Source organism: Microbulbifer sp. Q7, from assembly GCF_001639145.1.
Classification (GTDB): Bacteria; Pseudomonadota; Gammaproteobacteria; order Pseudomonadales; family Cellvibrionaceae; genus Microbulbifer.
The window spans coordinates 814940-832301 of record NZ_LROY01000001.1; the positions used below are offsets into that span (position 1 = coordinate 814940).

The window sequence follows — 17362 nt, forward strand, 5'->3', positions numbered from 1 at the left end:
ATGTCACACAGAGGGATCTTTGGAAAGCTTCCGGGGCACGGCGACTTTATTCAGCGGGAGTTGCCAGCAAGCTTTGTTACGCCCTGGGATGAATGGCTGCAGCGCGCGGTGCACGGCTCCCGAGAACTGGTCGGTGACCGCTGGCTGGATTATTACCTGACTAGCCCAATCTGGCATTTTGCAATGAGCCCCGGTGTGCTCAATCGACAGGGCTGGATAGGAATACTGGTGCCGAGTGTAGATAGTGTGGGGCGCTACTTTCCTGTCACGCTTGCTGCGCCATTGGAAAATGTATCAAATCCATTCGCTGTGCTGGTTGAAGCCGAGGAGTGGTATGAGCAGGCCTCCGCACTGGCGATTGAGGCGCTGCAGCATGCACTTTCTGCGGATCAGGTGCTGGAGCGATTTCCCCCACCACCGGAGATTTCAGGCAATACGATTAATGTAGACTCAGAAGCCGGTTTGTTCATACTCAGTGGTGCCTCGGGAATTTCACAGCATTATCCGACAATGCTCGAATTTCTTATGAAGGAAACACATAGCAGTTTTAGTCTCTGGTGGTGTGAAGGTTCGCAGCACCTCGCCCCGAGTTCACTATTGAGTCCGGAATTGCCTGATCCGGTAAGTTATAGCCGAATGCTTGGTGCGCCGAAATATCACTGGTGAAGAATAGAAGGGGCTCTTATCTAGTTGGTATGATCGTACCAGTAAAAATCTGCATTTTATCTGTATTCGCATTCAAATCGGTGTTCAAGCGGAATTCTATTCCGATAAAATAATACTTTGGTGTTCCCGCAATCGGTACGGTAGTGCCGATTTCTTGCGTGGATTGCGGAAATAAATTTCTTGTTTCTTAAGTAAAAGTTCACACGCTGCACAGCGGGCTGCAGAGTTTTTTTTAAAGTCGGACATTGAAGTCCGGTCGTGCCAGGATTCCTTTAACAGGTTTTCTTGGAAAACAGTTCAGGGATTGAAAATGTCAGCGAGTCAATGCGCGGTAATTTTTACCGGCGTTCTCAGGGAAGGGGTTGAACGTCGACAGGGGATTCGGTTGCTGGCCGAGAAGTTCGGCCTGGATTTCACCCGGATTAAAAAGCTGCTGAGTGGTGGCTCTCGGGTGATAAAAAACTGTCGCGAGGTGACGGAAGCCGAGAAGCTGGTGCAGGCCCTGTGGGCGGCGGGCTGGCATGCCGAAGTCCGGCGGTCTGATAACACCACAGCGGGTTTGAGTCTCTCTAGGTCCGATTCATTGGCGCTACGCCTAGTGGCCGATGACGGCAGTTGTGCTGTATCTGTGCCCGATTTCTGGCAGGTATTTGACGATCTGAACCACCGGGCGGTGTTGCAGGCGGGCAGCCTGGAAAACAATGAATTTATGGTTGTGTTGCCGCAGAGAATTGAAGATTTTCAGTCGGCACCAACGGTAGAAGAGTACTGCCGCGCACAGTTATCCCAATGTGCGACTCAGCTACACCGGGCCGCGGTAAGCAGCCCGCCAGAGAAACTGCCGCTCGATGGGGGGACGGGATTCTGTGGCGAGTTACTTGCCGAGGTCGACACTGTACCGGTTCAGTACCTCGTGGCCTGTATCGGCTGTGATGACAGAATCTATACGCTATTCCTGTGGTGTGAACAGGGTGTGTTTTCAGCGCGGAGGCGCGTATTCGATCAGCTGATCGCAAGCTTTACCGGGGCAGTAAAAGATGCGCCGGAGACGAACGATAAAAATTCGAAGAACGCTGCGCATGATGCGTTTTCCCAGGCTGCGCTAGCCTGAAAGGTCTCGAAATGATAGGCGTGCAGTCGACACCTTCTGCGCCTGATAATAAAAAAGGATTTTTCATGGCATTTCCGAATGCGATTGAACTCGACTCCCTTCTGCAGGATATTCCCGGCGAGCGGCGACAGGGCGAAGACATCCGCGCAGATCGCTCCCCCACCTCCGATTACTACACCATCAAGGATGCCCGTAACAGCGCGCGTGCCGCAGAGCGCTCGGCGATGTTTGATGAGAGCGACGCCGATCTGCTCGCTCCTTGGCGCGAGGTCGCCAAGACCGCACAGAAAATTCTCAAGGAAAAGAGCAAGGATCTAGAGGTTGCCAGCTGGTATACCGAAGCGCTGATTCGCCTGTACGGCTTTCCCGGGCTGCGCGACGGATTTACGCTCATCGAGCGGTTGATCGCGGAATACTGGGACGATCTATACCCCGAGCCTGATGAAGACGGCATTGAAACAAAAGTGGCGCCCCTTACTGGCCTCAACGGCGACGGTGCAGACGGCACCCTGTTGATGCCAATCCGCAACGCCGAGATCACCCCGGAGGGTGATTACGGCAGCTACTCCTTTTTCCACTATCAGCAGGCACGGGACGCAGACAAGATCGCTGACCCGGATGCCAAAGGGGCGCGTGTAGAGACACTCGGCTACAGCATCGGCGAGTTTGATGCCTGTGCCACCGCGGCAGCTCCGCAATGGGCATCGGATCTGGTGGATACGCTGGAAGAGTGCCTCACCAGTTTCAAGGCCGCCAATGCTGCGCTGCGGGAATCCTGTGGCAGTGATGCACCGCCCTCGACCAATATCACTACCCTTCTCGATGAAGTGCTGCGCACAGTCCGCTTTGTCTACAAGTCCCAGCTTGAGTCGCTCGCTGCTGTCGAAGAGGCCGAGCCCGTTGCCGTGGATGCCGGGCAGGCACCTACCGCCGTCGCCGAGAATGGAGGAAGCGCGATGCAGATGGTCTCTGTACCCAACGGCGCTATCACCTCAAGGGAAGACGCCTTGCAATTGCTGGAAAAGGCCGCGAAATATTTCCGCACCTACGAGCCGCATACGCCGCTGGCACCTGGCCTCGAGCGATTGATTGGCTGGGGGCGGATGACCGTTGCCGAGCTGATGGGTGAGCTTCTGCCCGATGACCAGTCCCGCGCGATGTATTCACAGCTGACCGGTGTGCGGTTGGATGGCTCCGACAGTCAGCGTTATGTGGCGCCACCAGTTACCCAGTCTAGCTCTCCTGAGCAGCCTGCTGCCGGCGTCGAGTCTCAACCCGCCCAGGAAGATAAGGGCTGGGCAGCCCCGGAGCCGACCGCAGAACCCAGTTGGTAAATCCCTAGAAAACACCACGATTCCCGTATTGAGGAAAGGAGACCCAGATGTCCGAGAGTATTCACAACAAACTAAAGCGAGTGCGCAAGCCACGCGTCCACATTACCTATGATGTTGAAACCAATGGTGCGGAGGTAAAAAAAGAGCTGCCTTTCGTAACGGGTGTCATGGGTGACTACTCCGGCGACAATATGGAAAACCGAAAGGCACTCAAAGAGCGTAAGTTTGTCCAGATCGATCGCGATAACTTCAACGATGTGATGGCCAAGGTGAATCCTAAACTTGCGTTGCAGGTCGAAAACACCCTGTCTGATGATGGTAGTAAAATGGCGGTAAACCTCGATTTCAATCACATGGATGACTTTACCCCAGAGCAGATCGTCGAACAGGTGGAGCCTCTCAAACAGTTGCTGGAAGCACGCAGTAAGCTGCGCGACTTGCTGAGCAAAGCGGACCGCTCTGAGGAGCTGGAGAAGGTTCTGGAGGACATTCTCCAGAGCACTGAAAACGTTACGGCAATCTCCGAGCAGCTTGGGCTGGGAGATGACAAGGGAGAGGATGCGTAATGAGCACCGAAGTTGAAAATGTAGCGGAACAGGAAGTAGAAGAGCAGTCAGTAAGCCTGCTGGAGCAGGCGATTTCTGCCACCAAGCAGACCCAGCCAGATGAAGCCCAGGACCTGATCGCCAACCTGACCCAACAGGTTCTACAGGGCACTGTAACCTGGGATCGCAACCTTACGCAGACGGTCAATAAAGCGGTGGCGGCAATTGATGCGGCAATGTCCAAGCAGCTCGCGGCCATCATGCACGACGAAAAATTCCAGAAGCTTGAGGGGTCCTGGCGCGGTCTGAACCATCTGGTAATGAACAGCGAAACGGGTGCGACTCTCAAGGTCCGCATGATGAACATCACCAAGCGCGAGCTGTTCCGCGATCTGGACAAGGCGGTTGAGTTCGATCAGAGCCAGACCTTCAAAAAGATTTATGAAGAAGAGTTTGGCACCGCGGGTGGCGAACCGTTCGGCTGCATGATCGGCGACTTCGAATTCACCAGTCACCCGGAAGACATTGAGCTATTGAGTAAAATGTCCAACGTCGCCGCTGCAGGCTTCTGCCCGTTCATCTCCGCAGCGGGTGCGGGTATGTTTGGCTTCAATGACTTCACCGAACTCTCCAAGCCGCGCGATTTGGGCGGCATCTTTGAGTCTGGTGAATACATCAAGTGGCGCAGCTTCCGGGACAGCGATGACTCCCGGTTCGTAACCCTTGTGATGCCGCGTACCCTGGCGCGCACTCCGTACGGCGCCAACACTAAGCCGGTTGAGTCCTTTAACTACGAAGAGTTCGAAGTGGACGAGGATGGTGTCTCCCGTCCAGCCAATCACGAACAGTATTGCTGGATGAACGCAGCATACGTGATGGGTACGACCATGACCAAGGCATTTGCTGAAAACTCCTGGTGTACTGCAATCCGTGGTGCGGAAGGGGGCGGTAAAGTGGAAGGCCTGCCGACTCACATGTTCAAAAGCGATGATGGTGACCTGGACCAGAAGTGCCCGACTGAAATCGGTATCACCGATCGTCGAGAGGCGGAGCTCAGTGCACAGGGTTTCCTGCCGCTGTGCCACTACAAGAATACCGATTACTCTGTATTCTTTGGCTCCCAGAGCACCCAGAAACCAAAAGCATTCGATGACCCAGATGCGACCGCGAATGCCTCTATATCCGCTCGCCTGCCCTACCTGATGGCAACGTCTCGAATTGCCCATTACCTCAAGGTAATGGCACGCGATAAAGTGGGTAGCTTTATGGAAGCGGGTGACTGTGAGCGCTGGTTGAATAAGTGGATCTCCCAGTACACCAATTCCAACCCGGATGCCAGTGCTGAAATGAAGGCGAAGTATCCACTGGCTGAAGCGCGAGTAGAAGTAAAGGAAATTCCAGGACAGCCGGGTTGTTATAGCGCTGTTGCATACCTGAAGCCCTGGTTGCAGATGGAAGAACTCACTACATCCATGCGCATGGTGGCTAATATCCCGAGCGCGGGATAATTGGTAAAGGGCCGATCTTTAAAGCGGCCCTTTTTCCGCCAACTCCTGTCTGTTAACACACTTCTCATACCCGCCGGGGAGAGCCTGCCTTGCCTTCGATGTCTTCCCACCAGAAGCCAGGTGACACGATCTTGTTTGCCGAGTTACTGCTTCAGGATGGTGACAGCCCCTTGCAGAAATTTCTGGATGAGCCAGACGACCTGTTCGCGTTTGAATATTGGTTGAGTGCCTTCAGTGGTGCTGGTGAAATCGGCCAGCAGTCTGTACGTGAGTGGCTGAATCAGGTCATTGCCGAGTTGGATCTCCTGATTAATGATCAGGTGAACGCGATTCTCCATCATCCAAAATTCCAGGAATTGGAAGCACGCTGGCGTGGCCTGTCGATGCTGATTTCCGAAACACCGGCGGCCGACAATATAGTTATCAAGCTGCTGGATGTCAGTTGGAAAGACCTTTCCCGAGATATCGAGCGGGCCCCGGATTACGATCAGTCTGGGCTGTTCCATCTCGTATATAACCAAGAGTTTGGTACCCCTGGTGGTGAGCCTTTTGGCTTGCTGATCGGTGACTACTATATCTCCCATCAGCCGTTTGCAGACCATCCATACGACGATGTGTTTACTTTGCAGGGGATCGCCCATACTGCGGCAGCGGCTTTCGCCCCGTTCATTTGTAGCGCGGCGCCGCAGCTTTTCGGGGTGGACAGTTTTGATGATGTCGCACGCCCGATCGACTTCGCTGAAGTATTCCGGCAGAAACAGTACCTCCGCTGGAACAGCCTCCGTGATCTGGAGGATTCCCGGTTTATCGGTGTACTACTGCCGCAAGTTCTGATGCGGCAACCGCATACCCGCGGGTTTTCCCGTTACCGAGGCATTCGTTTTGGCGAAAGTGTGCAATCCTCGGACGCGAGTAACCATCTGTGGGGCAATGCGGTGTTTGCTATGGGGTGTGTGCTGATTCGCGAGTTTGATGAGGTTGGCTGGTTCTCACATATCCGCGGTGTAGCGCGGGATCATCTGGGGGGAGGTCTGGTCACACAGTTGCCGAATGCCCCTTACGGTGTCGATAGCAGTGCTCAGTCGATCAAGATGGCGACCTCCATCCTGATCACCGATTTTGCCGAGCGAGAACTCAGCGAACTTGGGTTTACCTGCCTGTGCCATTGCTATGACTCACCGTATAGCGCATTTAACAGTGTTCCGTCATTACAGAGGCCAAAGCAGTACAGCTCCAAATCGGCTACTGCCAATGCCCGAATCAGCGGTATGTTGCAGCAGATACTGTGTGCCTCCCGCTTTGCCCACTACATAAAAGTGATGATCCGCGACAAAGTGGGTGCCTACATGAACGCGGCGGATTGTGAGCGACAACTTCAGCACTGGATGGATCGGTATACCACTGGCCGCGAGGATCTATCATGGGAAATGCTCGCCCGCTATCCGCTACGCGAGGCAAGGGTACGAGTAATGGATGAGCCAGGAAAACCCGGTAGCTACCAAAGTGTGATTCACCTCAAAAGTCACTATACGGTTGATCACCTGGTGTCTGAATTGAAATTGACCACTGCGCTATCGCAGATTGGTGTGGGAGTGACCAGCTGATGGCCCAATTGACCGGTGAGAAGCGACTGCTAGCACCGCTTCTGGATCGTCTGATGGATTCCTCTGTTAACGTGGACATCCACCGTCCCCACCAAGTATTGCGCCAGTTGCGCGAGGGTGTGCGACGGGATCTCGAGTTCCTGTTCAATACCCGCTACCGATGCCTTTCCGCCCCGGAAGGACACGAGCACCTAGACGATTCAAACATCAACTACGGCCTGCCAGATTTATCCACAGTAAACCTCACGTCCGGAGATAGCCGCCGAAAATTTTGCCGGGATATTGAGCGTACTATCCTTCGCTACGAGCCGAGGATTAGCTCCGTGAAGGTGAGTGCCCAGGAAAACATCGACGTCGAGGATCCTAGTATCCGGTTTCGGGTAGAAGCCGTTCTATATGTGAACCCGGCATCAGAAATCATCGTGTTTGATTCCGCATTGAATCCCGTCACGCAACTGGTCGACGTGTCAGAGGTGCGATAATGACAGAAAAACTGATAGACCTTTATGAGCGCGAACTGGCCTTTGTGCAGCAGACTGCCGGAGAGTTTGCACGGATGCATCCGGCCGCCGCTGCGCGCCTGCAGTTGGATACTGATACGGTAGATGATCCTCTGGTAGCGCGTTTGCTGTCAGGTTTTGCCTATATGAATGCACGGGTGCAACAAAAGCTGAGCGACGATTTCCCGGAACTGACGGACGCGATGCTGGAAACTCTGTATCCACATTACCTCCGCCCTATCCCTTCTTGCGCCATCATCCAGTTTGAGCCCGAATCCGACCTGGATGGAATTGTTCATCTCGAAAAAGATCTTGTGCTTGAATCCGAGAGCTTCCAGGGCCAAAACTGCCGGTTCACCAGTTGTTACCCCGTGGACGTATGCCCGTTTCAGGTCGAGAGTGCGAGCTTGATGCCGAGGCCGTTTATCGCACCGGGTTGCAACGATATCGCAGGGGCCAACGCGGTACTTAAGCTATCGCTGAAGACATTCAATGAGGATGTGACCTTCGGCGAACTCCAGCCAAGCCGCTTGCGTTTCTTCCTCAAAGGGCTGCCGAGCCACATCTATGACCTTTACGACCTGATTCTCACAAAGTGCGTAAAGCTCGTCGTCGCGACGGGCGAAGGGGATCCCAATCCAATATTTCTCGACGCGGATGCCTTGAAGCAGGTGGGTCTAAGCCCGGATGAGGGACTATTACCCTATCCCGACTCCGCATTTCTCGGCTACCGCTTGCTCACCGAGTACTTCGCATTCCCCGAGAAGTTCCAGTTTATCGATGTGGATGGGCTCGCAGGGGCTCTGAGCGATAAGTACGGCGACTCACTTAACCTGTATATCTACCTGGCGGAGTCTCACCACGAGCTGGAAAAACAGCTGTCGCCCACCATGTTCTGTCTGGGCTGCACCCCGGTAGTCAACCTGTTCGATCATAGTGCTGATCCGATCCCGGTCACTCACGAAGAGTACAGCTATCACGTGATTCCCGATGTGCGCCGCAGTGATGGTCTCGAGGTATATTCGATCAATGCGGTCAGTTCGACTAACGCCGGAGGCGAAACCACGCACTACCGTCCTTTCTACGGTATCCAGCATAGTGACTCTGCCGATGGAAAATCCGCATTCTGGTACTCCCGCCGACGTGATGTTATCGAAGGTGAGCACCGCAATGAACAGGCCTCAGAAGTGGACATCACGCTGGTGGACCTGGAATTCAATCCATACGACGCCGACCAGCAGACCCTGGGGCTGAAGCTGACCTGCACCAATCGTAATTTGCCGAAAAAATTACCATCAGGTAATGCTCAGCCTTACATGTCCATCGTCGACGGCGATGCGCCGTCCAAGCGGATCAGTTGTCCGGTTCCTCCTACCGCCACTATTCGGCCGCCTCGACGCGACCGGGCCTACTGGAGATTGATTTCACACCTGAACCTTAACCACCTATCCCTCAGTAACAATGGCGGTGTTGATGTGCTGAAAGAAATACTACGGCTGTACGATTTCCGTAATTCTGGCAGTACTCGCAACATGATTGAGTCAGTGCTTCAGCTCGAAACCCGTCCAATTACGGCGCCTATCCAGGTAGATGGCAGCGTGGTCTTATGTCGGGGTACCGAGGTAAGCATCGAATTTGATTCGATGATGCTTGCGGGTGCGTCCCCCTTGCTGTTTTCTAGCGTGATCGAGCGCTTTCTCGGGCTCTATTGTTCAATAAACTCCTTTACCAGACTGATCGCCAAGTTGAGCGATCGAGATGGGGAACTAAAGAAATGGCCTCCACGCGCCGGCGACAAAGCGTTAGTGTAATCCAGAAGCTGTGTGCGGAGCCTTATCGCTTTGAGTTCTTTCAGGCGGTACGGAATCTGGAACACGCGGTTCTTATTGATAAAAATGGCGAAGATTCGGACGATGCGGTGGTGAGTAATGTATTTGCTCGCGAACCGTTGGCCGGTGGTGCGCCGCCGGTGCGGGAGACGGTGCGCTTCAAGGCGCAGTCTTCATTGTCGTTTGTTGCCGCGGATGTAATCCGAATTGAAGAACGTAAACTCACTGCCCCAGTTTCCGATCAGCGGTGGATGAATAATGAGCGCAATGAGGGTCCTCGGGATTCGCTGAATACGGAAGAATCCGATCCGGAAAAACAGTGGAGTATGGAAGTCGGATTCTGTGGGCTCGTCGGGAGTCAGGGTGTCATGCCCTACTATTTGACGGAGGTGCTACACCGTGAGCTTCGCGAAAAGAGCACAGCGCTGCGAGACTTTCTGGATATTTTTCATCACCGCAATATCTCTTTGTTTTACCGCGCTTGGCAAAAATACCGGCTGCCGGTCAATTATGAATCGGCGAAACGGCGCAAGGCCAGAGACCCAGATTTATTCAGTCAGGCGCTCGCATCCATCGCTGGACTGGGTACGAGTGAGCTTCAATACCGGATGCCCATCCCGGACGATGTGCTTTACGGCATGGCGGGCCATCTTGGTCGGCAACAGTGCTCCGCAGCGGCACTGGAAAGTATGGTTCGGCAGTATTTTGGGCTGAAGGTTACGATCGAGCAGTTTCAGGGGCAGTGGGATGATCTTCCCGAAGATGTGCTAACCAGACTACCCGGACCACAGTATCCGCTCGGTGTGAACAATCGCCTTGGTACGGACACGATTCTCGGAACCCAGTGCTTCCAGGCCCAGAATAAATTTCGCCTGTTAATCGAGCCACTGGATTATTCGGATCATATGGCCATTGCTCCGGGTTCGGAAAAACTGGAAGCGCTGAAGTCATTTATCCAGTTGAGTGCGGGTATTGAAATGGATTTCGAAATTTCAGCCACTTTGAATACCAATCAGGTATCGCCAGTGCAGCTCACGGGAGATGACAGCCTCCAGCCCCTGTTGGGATGGAATACGCATATGGCCGGGGATCAGGATCAGGATGAGCAGGTGGTGGTTAGCTTGAGTGCCGACCAGATGTCTCCAGAAGAGGCGTTGCCTGCAGCATAAAAGTGGAATTCAAACGGCGACCGTGATCACTTGTGAAATAACAGGGAACGAATTGAGGGAAATAATATTATGATCAACGTAGATCTTAAAAGACTCGTGGACACCATGACACCCGTCATGCGTGAATCGCTAGAGGGCGCAGCGGGCCTTTGCCTGGCACAAAGTCAGTACAATGTTGAGCTGGAGCACTGGCTGCTGAAGCTTCTGGATCAGTCCGATAGCGATTTTTACCATCTACTCAACAAGCACGACGTCAATCCGTCGAATCTTGCCAAGCAACTGGCCGGTGCCATCGCCCGCTTCAAATCCGGCAGCAGCCGCCCGGCGGCATTGTCGCCAAGCATTGTCGAGGCTACAAAAAACTGCTGGATACTTGCATCCATTGATTTCGGACACACCGCGGTGAGTTCTGGGCATCTCCTGTCTGCGCTGTTGCTGGAAGAAGCCTCTCGTCGTCAGCTTTTGGAATCTTGCCCGGAACTGAAAAGCATCGCTCCCGAGTCGATTCGTGAAACCGCGCGTGCCATGTTTGGTCACAGTGGGGAGTCGAGCGCGTTAGGGGGCACGGTGCACACTGCTGATGGCGCCCCGGTGGCAGTCGCCGCGAGCAAGGCGCCAGCATTGGACAAATATACCGTTAACCTGACACAGCGGGCTCGTGAAGGAGAGATCGACCCAGTACTGGGGCGCGATGAGGAAATTCGCCAGTGCATCGATATTCTCACTCGTCGCCGTCAGAACAACCCGATTCTCACCGGTGAAGCGGGCGTGGGGAAAACCGCAGTAGTCGAAGGCTTCGCACTGCGTATCGCCAGCGGCGATGTTCCGGCGCCACTCCGCGATGTCACTGTGCGAACCCTGGATCTGGGCCTACTGCAAGCTGGCGCCAGTGTAAAAGGCGAGTTTGAAAATCGTCTGAAGTCCGTGATTGAAGAGGTGAGAGCGTCGGCCTCACCGATTATCCTGTTTATCGACGAAGCCCATACCATGATTGGCGCAGGTGGTAAGGAAGGGCAGGGCGATGCCGCCAACCTGTTGAAGCCTGCACTGGCGCGGGGTGAATTGCGTACCATTGCGGCCACCACCTGGGCGGAGTACAAGAAATACTTTGAGCGGGACCCGGCGCTTACCCGTCGTTTCCAGGTGGTTAAGGTGGAAGAACCTGACGAACAGAAAGCCGTGGATATGATGCGGGGTATCGCCCCCAGCCTGGAGTTCCATCACAAGGTACGCATTCTGGATGAGGCCGTGGTTGCATCTGTCCAGCTTTCTAACCGATATATTCCCGGGAGGCAGCTACCCGACAAATCCGTGAGCCTGCTCGACACGGCATGCGCGCGCGTTGCCTTGAGTCAGTCCTCAACTCCAGGTGCGATTGAGGATATACAGCGCATTGTTGCCAGCAGCACCCGTACCATCGAAAAGCTGCGGCGAGAGAATGCCGCCACTGGTGTCCACGAAGATGTCATTCAGCAGCTGCAGTTGGAGCAGCAGGAAGCACAGCAGAAGCTGGATTGCTTGCAAAGTCAGCTGCAGAGAGAGCAGGAACTGATTGCAGAGATTCGTACTCTGCGCGACCGAATCGACGAGGCCTATTCCTCCCAGCTCTCGGAAAGTGCTGAGACCGTTGATGCGTCGGCGTTGGGGGATTTCAAGCAGCAGTTACAGACCCTCACTGTGCAGTTGCGACAAATCCAGGGAGAAACACCGCTCATGCAGTCGGCGGTAGACGAGCAGTCTATTGCCGAAGTTATCGCCAACTGGACCGGGATTCCGGTCGGCAAAATGGTCAGTAATGAAATCGAGGCGGTTCAGACGCTAGCGGAGCGACTCAATCAGCGGGTCATCGGCCAGCCTCACGCGCTGGATGCCGTAGCGCAGGCAGTGCGCACTTCCCGTGCTGGCCTCACTGACCCGCGCAAACCCGTGGGTGTGTTCCTATTCTGTGGTACCAGCGGTGTGGGTAAAACTGAGACGGCGTTGGCCTTGGCGGAAGAACTGTTCGGGGGGGAGCAGAGTATCACCACCATCAATATGTCCGAGTTCAAAGAGGAGCATAAAGTCTCCATGCTGCTTGGTTCGCCCCCTGGCTATGTGGGTTATGGAGAAGGCGGAGTGTTGACCGAGGCCGCACGACGCAAGCCATATTCGGTAATACTCTTGGATGAAATGGAAAAGGCACATCCCGGCGTACAGGATATTTTTTACAACCTGTTTGACAAGGGTACGATCAAGGATGGTGAAGGCCGCGACATCGACTTTAAGAATACGCTGATCATCATGACATCTAATGCGGGTGAGGATGCAATTCGCGCGATCTTTAATCAGGTTGAGGAAAAGCCGGATCCCGAGGTGCTGCTGGACAATATCCGCCCGCACCTTTTGCAAAAATTCAAGCCAGCGTTTCTCGGTCGCGCCAATGTGATTGCCTATTATCCTCTGGATGATGAAAACCTGGTCGATATATGCAAGATCAATATGCGCCGTATCGAAAAGCGCGTGCGCGAGCACTATGGAGCAGACTTCAGTTATGACGACGATGTTCTCATCAATATCGTTGCCCGCTGCCAGGAGGCCGATACCGGCGCCCGCAATATCGAAGTTATCCTGAATCGCACCCTGTTACCCTCTCTGGCAAGCGAGTGCCTGGACAAGATGGCGAAAGGGGAGGATGTGAAAAGCATTCATGTGGGAGCCACTGCCGAGAGCGGTTTTACCTATCACGTTGGCTGATTGGAGCGCGTGTGCCCCGGTTCTGCATCGGCCCGGTCACACGCCGCAATGAGCGAGGAAAAACCTTTATCTAACCCAGTAAAGCCCAGCATGAACGGTAGGCTTGTTTGTGTGCGTCAGGTATCCGGATACCTCTGAAAAAATACATCACTATCCTCCAAAAAGTGCCATGGCGAATCCTGGGTTTGAAGTTGATAACGCAATCAAGACAACCAAAGTTAACGATTCGACACTTCGCACGCCTAGCCTCCAATCAGTACGGTCGGACAACCCACCACAATTTTCCCTCCGTGTGCGGTAGAGTCCCCCATCCGCGCCGCAGGCTTGCTCTGAATGAGTGCCGTCGTGCTACCCATGGCTACGGTATCGGGTGGGCCGACGCAAGTACAGGCACTACCGACCGTGGCCGCTGGCAGGTTGCCAATGAGCACAGTGGGACCGCCCGGAGAGAGTATTGGTCCACCCACATGCGGTACTGTACCCGTGGTCATTGGACATACATGCATGTCGGTTATTCGTGATGCGGGCTTTCCCATGATCTACAATTCCGGTTTTCCGCTGCCACCGCGAGCAAGATTGAGCCCCTGTTGCAAATAACGTCTAAAAGCTTGTTCTGGATTTGCAGGGTCGGAGAGGGATGCTGCGAGAATTACACTTCCCGCCACCGCATGCGCGTATAGGTGCGAAGGTGGCTCGATCACCGGCTCGCCGGGTGCGGCGAGGCTCCCATGGCACCAGGAGGCGGCAGTCGCGGCCCAGCTTGCCGGGGTCTTGTGCCCAGTTACTTCACCCAGCTGTTTGCAGATCAGGCGACGCTCTTCGCTGGGGTTTTTCACCCAGCTCTCGGTTGCAACCAGTGCTTTTACATTGTTCTCATCGGTCGCCGGGCTTTGTATGTCTCTGGTGGACAGGCATGCCCACCATACGGACTCGCGCTTTGGCAGCCCGAGTGCCAGCAGTTTGATAGCATCGGCATAGCAGCCCGCTTCCATAAGCCGCAGAATACTGACTTCCGGGGCAGTATCCGGAACCAGAGCCGGACGCCCCTCGTCGCTGATTTCTATGTGTTGCAGCAGTTGTTCTGCTGTTGTTGCTTCTACTTTAACCAGATCTGTCATCACTCAGCCTATCAGTTGATCTTGGTTATGCCACCATTGAGGGTCAACATGGCTCCGGCCTTCACCTCAGCCGTCGCGTCGCCTTTACAGGACAGCATTACGCCCTTTATCTCGATTCCCGAAGGCTTGATCGAAATAGTGTTGCTGCCCACTTTCAGGTCTATCGATGTTTTGGAGGATATTTTTATTGCGCCCATCACGTCTATGGTCTGAGTGCCGGACTTTACTTTCAGTTCCTGATTGCCGGAATCGAGTGTGATCGAGTGATCGCCCTTTATCTTGGTGGTCTGATTTCCCTTGCTGAGGGTGATGCTCTCATCCCCCTCGGCAATGGTAATGGTGCGATTTTTCTTGACTTCCAGCGTCTGGTTGTTATCGATCTTGCCAGACTGGTCATTGTGAACCAGAAAATTGTGATCTTTTCCTGCTTCCATATAGATTTCTTCGCTGCCCTTTTTATCTTCAAAGCGGAGCTCGTTAAATTTGCTAGAGTCATACTGGGTTTTCCAGCCACTTTGAGTAGCTGTATAGCCTGGTCCGGTATTATCACCGTTGTAGACCGCTCCAGTTACCACCGGTCGCTCCATATCGCCGTTGATGTAGGTGATAACGACCTCCTGACCTACCCGCGGCACAAAGTTCGCACCCCAGTTATTACCGGAGAATGATTGCATTACCCGTATCCAACAACTGTTCTGCTTGGAGTTCCAGGGAAATCGCACTTTGACCTGTGTATAAGGGTCGTTAGAACCCGCCGACTCCGTGGCTTTTACGCTGAGTACTTCGGCCACCTGGGGTGCATGTATTTGTTTGGTGCTAGTGAATGGATCTGGGCGCGGGGTTACCTTATCCGGGATGCAGGTGAAGGTATTCTTGAAGTGGGTATCATCACTGTTGCTGTCCGTGGCCGAGATGCGGACGGAGGTGAGTAGGTATTTTCCCTTTTCCGACTTGATGGTGTGATCGAGCTGGAACCAACCACCTGCGGCCAGCGCGGGGCAATCACTGGTGCCGTGGCCGATGTCAAAGCGACTTTCCTCGGCCTCGATGGCGCGTTTTGCAAGTTCCTTGTGGTAGCTGTCCTGAAACACGTGCTCTGATTCGCCAGAAGCCTTAAAGTGATTGATACCGTAAATATTTTGGATGAAGTCGCCAACACCGTTGAGCTTACTAGCTGTTTTGACGGACTGCAGATTGTTCTTCCCAGGAGCGAACTCATTGTAGTCCTTCAATTCATAGCCGCCGCGGTGATAGTTGAAGTCCCTGTGCCAGCTGCTTACTGAATTCTTGCGCGGATTGCTGCCTCCACCATCGTAATCGACTTTTTCGGAGATGCAGTCGTAATAGTCCTTATGGTCATCGCAGATAACCAATTCGTGGGCACCACTCTTCTGTACGAAATAGTATGATATCCCCTCCTGCGCCATCAGCCGGTGAATGAACTGAAAGTCTGTTTCATTAAACTGGGTGCAATGCTCGCGGGCGATGTACTCAGACGTCAACTTGTCGCTGAACTTTATAACACTGCTGTACTCACCGAGTACTTCTTTAATAATGTCTTTCGCTGACTTTTGCTCGAAAATGCGGTTTTTGCCGCCGAGATTGGTGAACCAGAGTCCCGGCTGTATTACGGCTATATACTGTCGCATGCCTTCTGCGTTTACGTCATGCATCGAGAAGTGCGTGACATACCCATCAATATACCGTTCTTTCTCTGCGTAGTGGATGCTTACTGTGAATGGTTTTCCCACGACATCTGCCTGCTCGATACCGTGATTCGTGGAGAGTAGTTTGAGCTGGTAGCGGTAAGGCTTGGATATGTGCTCTTCGCCATGCAGTGCCGTGGCGATAAAAGTATCTTTGCCGATCGAACAGTTCGTCCGAATCATGCGCTTGTCTTGATTGATAGAAGACATAACAGCCCAAAATCCTTATAGGTGCCAGCAGGTGCTTTGATTAAACCGCGCAGATAAATTGCTGCACTATTGACGTGTGCGAACGTCAAAAGCCGATGTGAGTGGCGATTACCACCCACATCGAGTCAACTCGCCTAGGTCGATTACAGCGGAGCCGCGGTGGACAGGTCGTATCCGACACGCATGTTTTTCGGATTCTTGTTGGTTTTATCTGCGTGGTTGAGGTCGGCTTCGATTTTGGAGAAGCTCAGGGAGATGGCCTCCTGAGGTGCGCCGCCGGCAGAAGCAGAAATACTGTAGGAAGAGATGATGACATCTTCCAGATTGTAGACTGCAAATTTTTCAACGGAGTTGGCACCAGTTTGTACAACGTGGATTTCAACTTTGACGCCTTCGTCACCAGTGACAGAAGCCTTGAACAGACCGCCAGAAGCTGCATCGATACGCTTGGTGACGGTAACTTCACTGAGGCTCGGGCGAGAAGCTTCGCGGTTGGCAACCGCGCCTGCTTCCATGCTGATGCCGCGACCTACGCCGAAGTTAAAGCTGTCAACTTCAATCCAGTCTTCATAGCCCTTGGCGGTTACGTTGCCAGCGGGCGCCTTGCTGTTGAAGTTCATGTAAATAGCCATTGTTTATCCCTTAATATTTTTGGACATGATGGTGGATATTCCTTTACCGCCATAAAGCAGTAACCGGGGTATTGCCGATTCGGCAAGCCGGACGGATTTAAGCAGACACACATGTAAAAAAAAACTGTTAAACAGAATGTGCTAATTGACTCTGACACGAATTCCTGCGCATGCCGATAATAGACCGCATGGTAATGGGCGCATGCTAAATGCACTCTGGCACGAATTAAATGAATTGCATCTGCGTACCTGCTATACATCTCCGGATCTATCCGACTCTGACACGATTTAACGACTCTAATTGGTACTGAATTACAAAAAACTGCGTGTACTCATGCTTTGTTGGTACGCTCGTTTTAGTTGTCGGCGTCTGCGAACACTGTGTAATAAAATGTAATAAGGTTTCTGTGCTTTCGCGCCATCATCCAATTGTTGCGAGAAAATCGCTCCTTTATACTTCGCGCTTCTTTAGACAGTCTGGACAGCCCGCGCCGGTAGTTGTTGCTCTATCCGAATTTCTTAAATGGCGGTTGATCGAGCCGGATGTCACGCATAAGCAGAAAAGGGATTTTCTGTAACGTATACGCCAGGGAGATGGTAGTGAGTGACAAGACCCGAATAGTCAAAAAAGCCGGAGAGAATCTATCTGCGTGTGATGATTCTGATGTGACGGTATTTGTCGGTCATGAAAATACAG

General features: G+C 53.3%; 14 protein-coding genes. 10 read left to right on the forward strand and 4 right to left on the reverse strand.

Going from position 1 to position 17362, the window contains the following annotated elements; all coding sequences use genetic code 11:
• The 10 genes from tagF (at position 1) to tssH (ending at position 12999) form a co-directional block, all read left to right on the forward strand.
• Entirely contained in the window at positions 1 to 666 is a 666-nt protein-coding gene (gene tagF / locus AU182_RS03285) for a type VI secretion system-associated protein TagF (RefSeq protein WP_066960568.1), read from the forward strand.
• Positions 667 to 976: 310 nt separating this feature from the next.
• On the forward strand, positions 977 to 1777 hold the full coding sequence (locus AU182_RS03290; RefSeq protein ID WP_153039100.1) for a hypothetical protein: 801 nt from the start codon (positions 977 to 979) through the stop codon (positions 1775 to 1777).
• A gap of 65 nt (positions 1778 to 1842) precedes the next feature.
• Positions 1843 to 3111, forward strand: coding sequence for a type VI secretion system protein TssA (gene tssA / locus AU182_RS03295; RefSeq protein ID WP_066960572.1), 1269 nt, complete (start codon positions 1843 to 1845; stop codon positions 3109 to 3111).
• A gap of 47 nt (positions 3112 to 3158) precedes the next feature.
• A complete protein-coding gene (gene tssB, locus AU182_RS03300) occupies positions 3159 to 3677 on the forward strand; it encodes a type VI secretion system contractile sheath small subunit (protein WP_066960576.1) in 519 nt (172 codons plus the stop codon).
• Positions 3677 to 5164, forward strand: a complete 1488-nt coding sequence (gene tssC / locus AU182_RS03305; RefSeq protein ID WP_066960578.1) for a type VI secretion system contractile sheath large subunit — start codon at positions 3677 to 3679, stop codon at positions 5162 to 5164. The genes tssB and tssC (AU182_RS03305) overlap by 1 nt, the downstream gene beginning before the upstream one ends.
• A 98-nt stretch (positions 5165 to 5262) precedes the next feature.
• A complete protein-coding gene (tssC, locus tag AU182_RS03310) occupies positions 5263 to 6768 on the forward strand; it encodes a type VI secretion system contractile sheath large subunit (RefSeq protein WP_082859179.1) in 1506 nt (501 codons plus the stop codon).
• A complete protein-coding gene (gene tssE, locus AU182_RS03315; protein ID WP_066960581.1) occupies positions 6768 to 7250 on the forward strand; it encodes a type VI secretion system baseplate subunit TssE in 483 nt (160 codons plus the stop codon). Before tssC (AU182_RS03310) ends, tssE begins: the two co-directional genes overlap by 1 nt.
• Positions 7250 to 9079 carry a type VI secretion system baseplate subunit TssF gene (tssF, locus tag AU182_RS03320; protein ID WP_066960584.1) on the forward strand — a complete coding sequence of 610 codons (1830 nt, stop codon included), beginning with the start codon at positions 7250 to 7252 and terminating at the stop codon, positions 9077 to 9079. The genes tssE and tssF overlap by 1 nt, the downstream gene beginning before the upstream one ends.
• The gene (tssG, locus tag AU182_RS03325; protein WP_066960588.1) at positions 9043 to 10266 is read left to right on the forward strand and encodes a type VI secretion system baseplate subunit TssG; all 1224 of its coding nucleotides are present in this window, start codon (positions 9043 to 9045) and stop codon (positions 10264 to 10266) included. The genes tssF and tssG overlap by 37 nt, the downstream gene beginning before the upstream one ends.
• Positions 10267 to 10335: 69 nt before the next feature.
• On the forward strand, positions 10336 to 12999 hold the full coding sequence (gene tssH / locus AU182_RS03330) for a type VI secretion system ATPase TssH (RefSeq protein ID WP_082859180.1): 2664 nt from the start codon (positions 10336 to 10338) through the stop codon (positions 12997 to 12999).
• 242 nt (positions 13000 to 13241) lie between these two features.
• On the opposite strand, the gene AU182_RS16175 is transcribed toward tssH, so the two are convergent.
• The 4 genes from AU182_RS16175 to AU182_RS03345 form a co-directional block, all read right to left on the reverse strand.
• A complete protein-coding gene (locus AU182_RS16175; protein WP_082859181.1) occupies positions 13242 to 13535 on the reverse strand; it encodes a PAAR domain-containing protein in 294 nt (97 codons plus the stop codon).
• A gap of 3 nt (positions 13536 to 13538) precedes the next feature.
• Complete coding sequence (locus AU182_RS03335) at positions 13539 to 14117, reverse strand: hypothetical protein (protein ID WP_066960591.1); 579 nt, start codon at positions 14115 to 14117, stop codon at positions 13539 to 13541.
• A gap of 11 nt (positions 14118 to 14128) precedes the next feature.
• Positions 14129 to 16033, reverse strand: a complete 1905-nt coding sequence (locus AU182_RS03340) for a type VI secretion system Vgr family protein (protein ID WP_066960594.1) — start codon at positions 16031 to 16033, stop codon at positions 14129 to 14131.
• A gap of 143 nt (positions 16034 to 16176) precedes the next feature.
• On the reverse strand, positions 16177 to 16665 hold the full coding sequence (locus AU182_RS03345) for a type VI secretion system tube protein Hcp (protein WP_066960598.1): 489 nt from the start codon (positions 16663 to 16665) through the stop codon (positions 16177 to 16179).
• Positions 16666 to 17362 lie beyond the last annotated feature (697 nt).

Excerpts from the sequence above, each read along its gene's own strand:
- tssB (WP_066960576.1), top strand. The coding sequence starts at position 3,159 with ATGTCCGAGAGTATTCACAACAAACTAAAGCGAGTGCGCAAGCCACGC.
- tssE (WP_066960581.1), top strand. The coding sequence starts at position 6,768 with ATGGCCCAATTGACCGGTGAGAAGCGACTGCTAGCACCGCTTCTGGAT.
- AU182_RS03290 (WP_153039100.1), top strand. The coding sequence starts at position 977 with ATGTCAGCGAGTCAATGCGCGGTAATTTTTACCGGCGTTCTCAGGGAA.
- tssC (WP_082859179.1), top strand. The coding sequence starts at position 5,263 with ATGTCTTCCCACCAGAAGCCAGGTGACACGATCTTGTTTGCCGAGTTA.
- AU182_RS03345 (WP_066960598.1), bottom strand. The coding sequence starts at position 16,665 with ATGGCTATTTACATGAACTTCAACAGCAAGGCGCCCGCTGGCAACGTA.
- AU182_RS03335 (WP_066960591.1), bottom strand. The coding sequence starts at position 14,117 with ATGACAGATCTGGTTAAAGTAGAAGCAACAACAGCAGAACAACTGCTG.
- tagF (WP_066960568.1), top strand. The coding sequence starts at position 1 with ATGTCACACAGAGGGATCTTTGGAAAGCTTCCGGGGCACGGCGACTTT.
- tssF (WP_066960584.1), top strand. The coding sequence starts at position 7,250 with ATGACAGAAAAACTGATAGACCTTTATGAGCGCGAACTGGCCTTTGTG.
- AU182_RS16175 (WP_082859181.1), bottom strand. The coding sequence starts at position 13,535 with ATGGGAAAGCCCGCATCACGAATAACCGACATGCATGTATGTCCAATG.
- tssC (WP_066960578.1), top strand. The coding sequence starts at position 3,677 with ATGAGCACCGAAGTTGAAAATGTAGCGGAACAGGAAGTAGAAGAGCAG.
- AU182_RS03340 (WP_066960594.1), bottom strand. The coding sequence starts at position 16,033 with ATGTCTTCTATCAATCAAGACAAGCGCATGATTCGGACGAACTGTTCG.
- tssA (WP_066960572.1), top strand. The coding sequence starts at position 1,843 with ATGGCATTTCCGAATGCGATTGAACTCGACTCCCTTCTGCAGGATATT.
- tssG (WP_066960588.1), top strand. The coding sequence starts at position 9,043 with ATGGCCTCCACGCGCCGGCGACAAAGCGTTAGTGTAATCCAGAAGCTG.
- tssH (WP_082859180.1), top strand. The coding sequence starts at position 10,336 with ATGATCAACGTAGATCTTAAAAGACTCGTGGACACCATGACACCCGTC.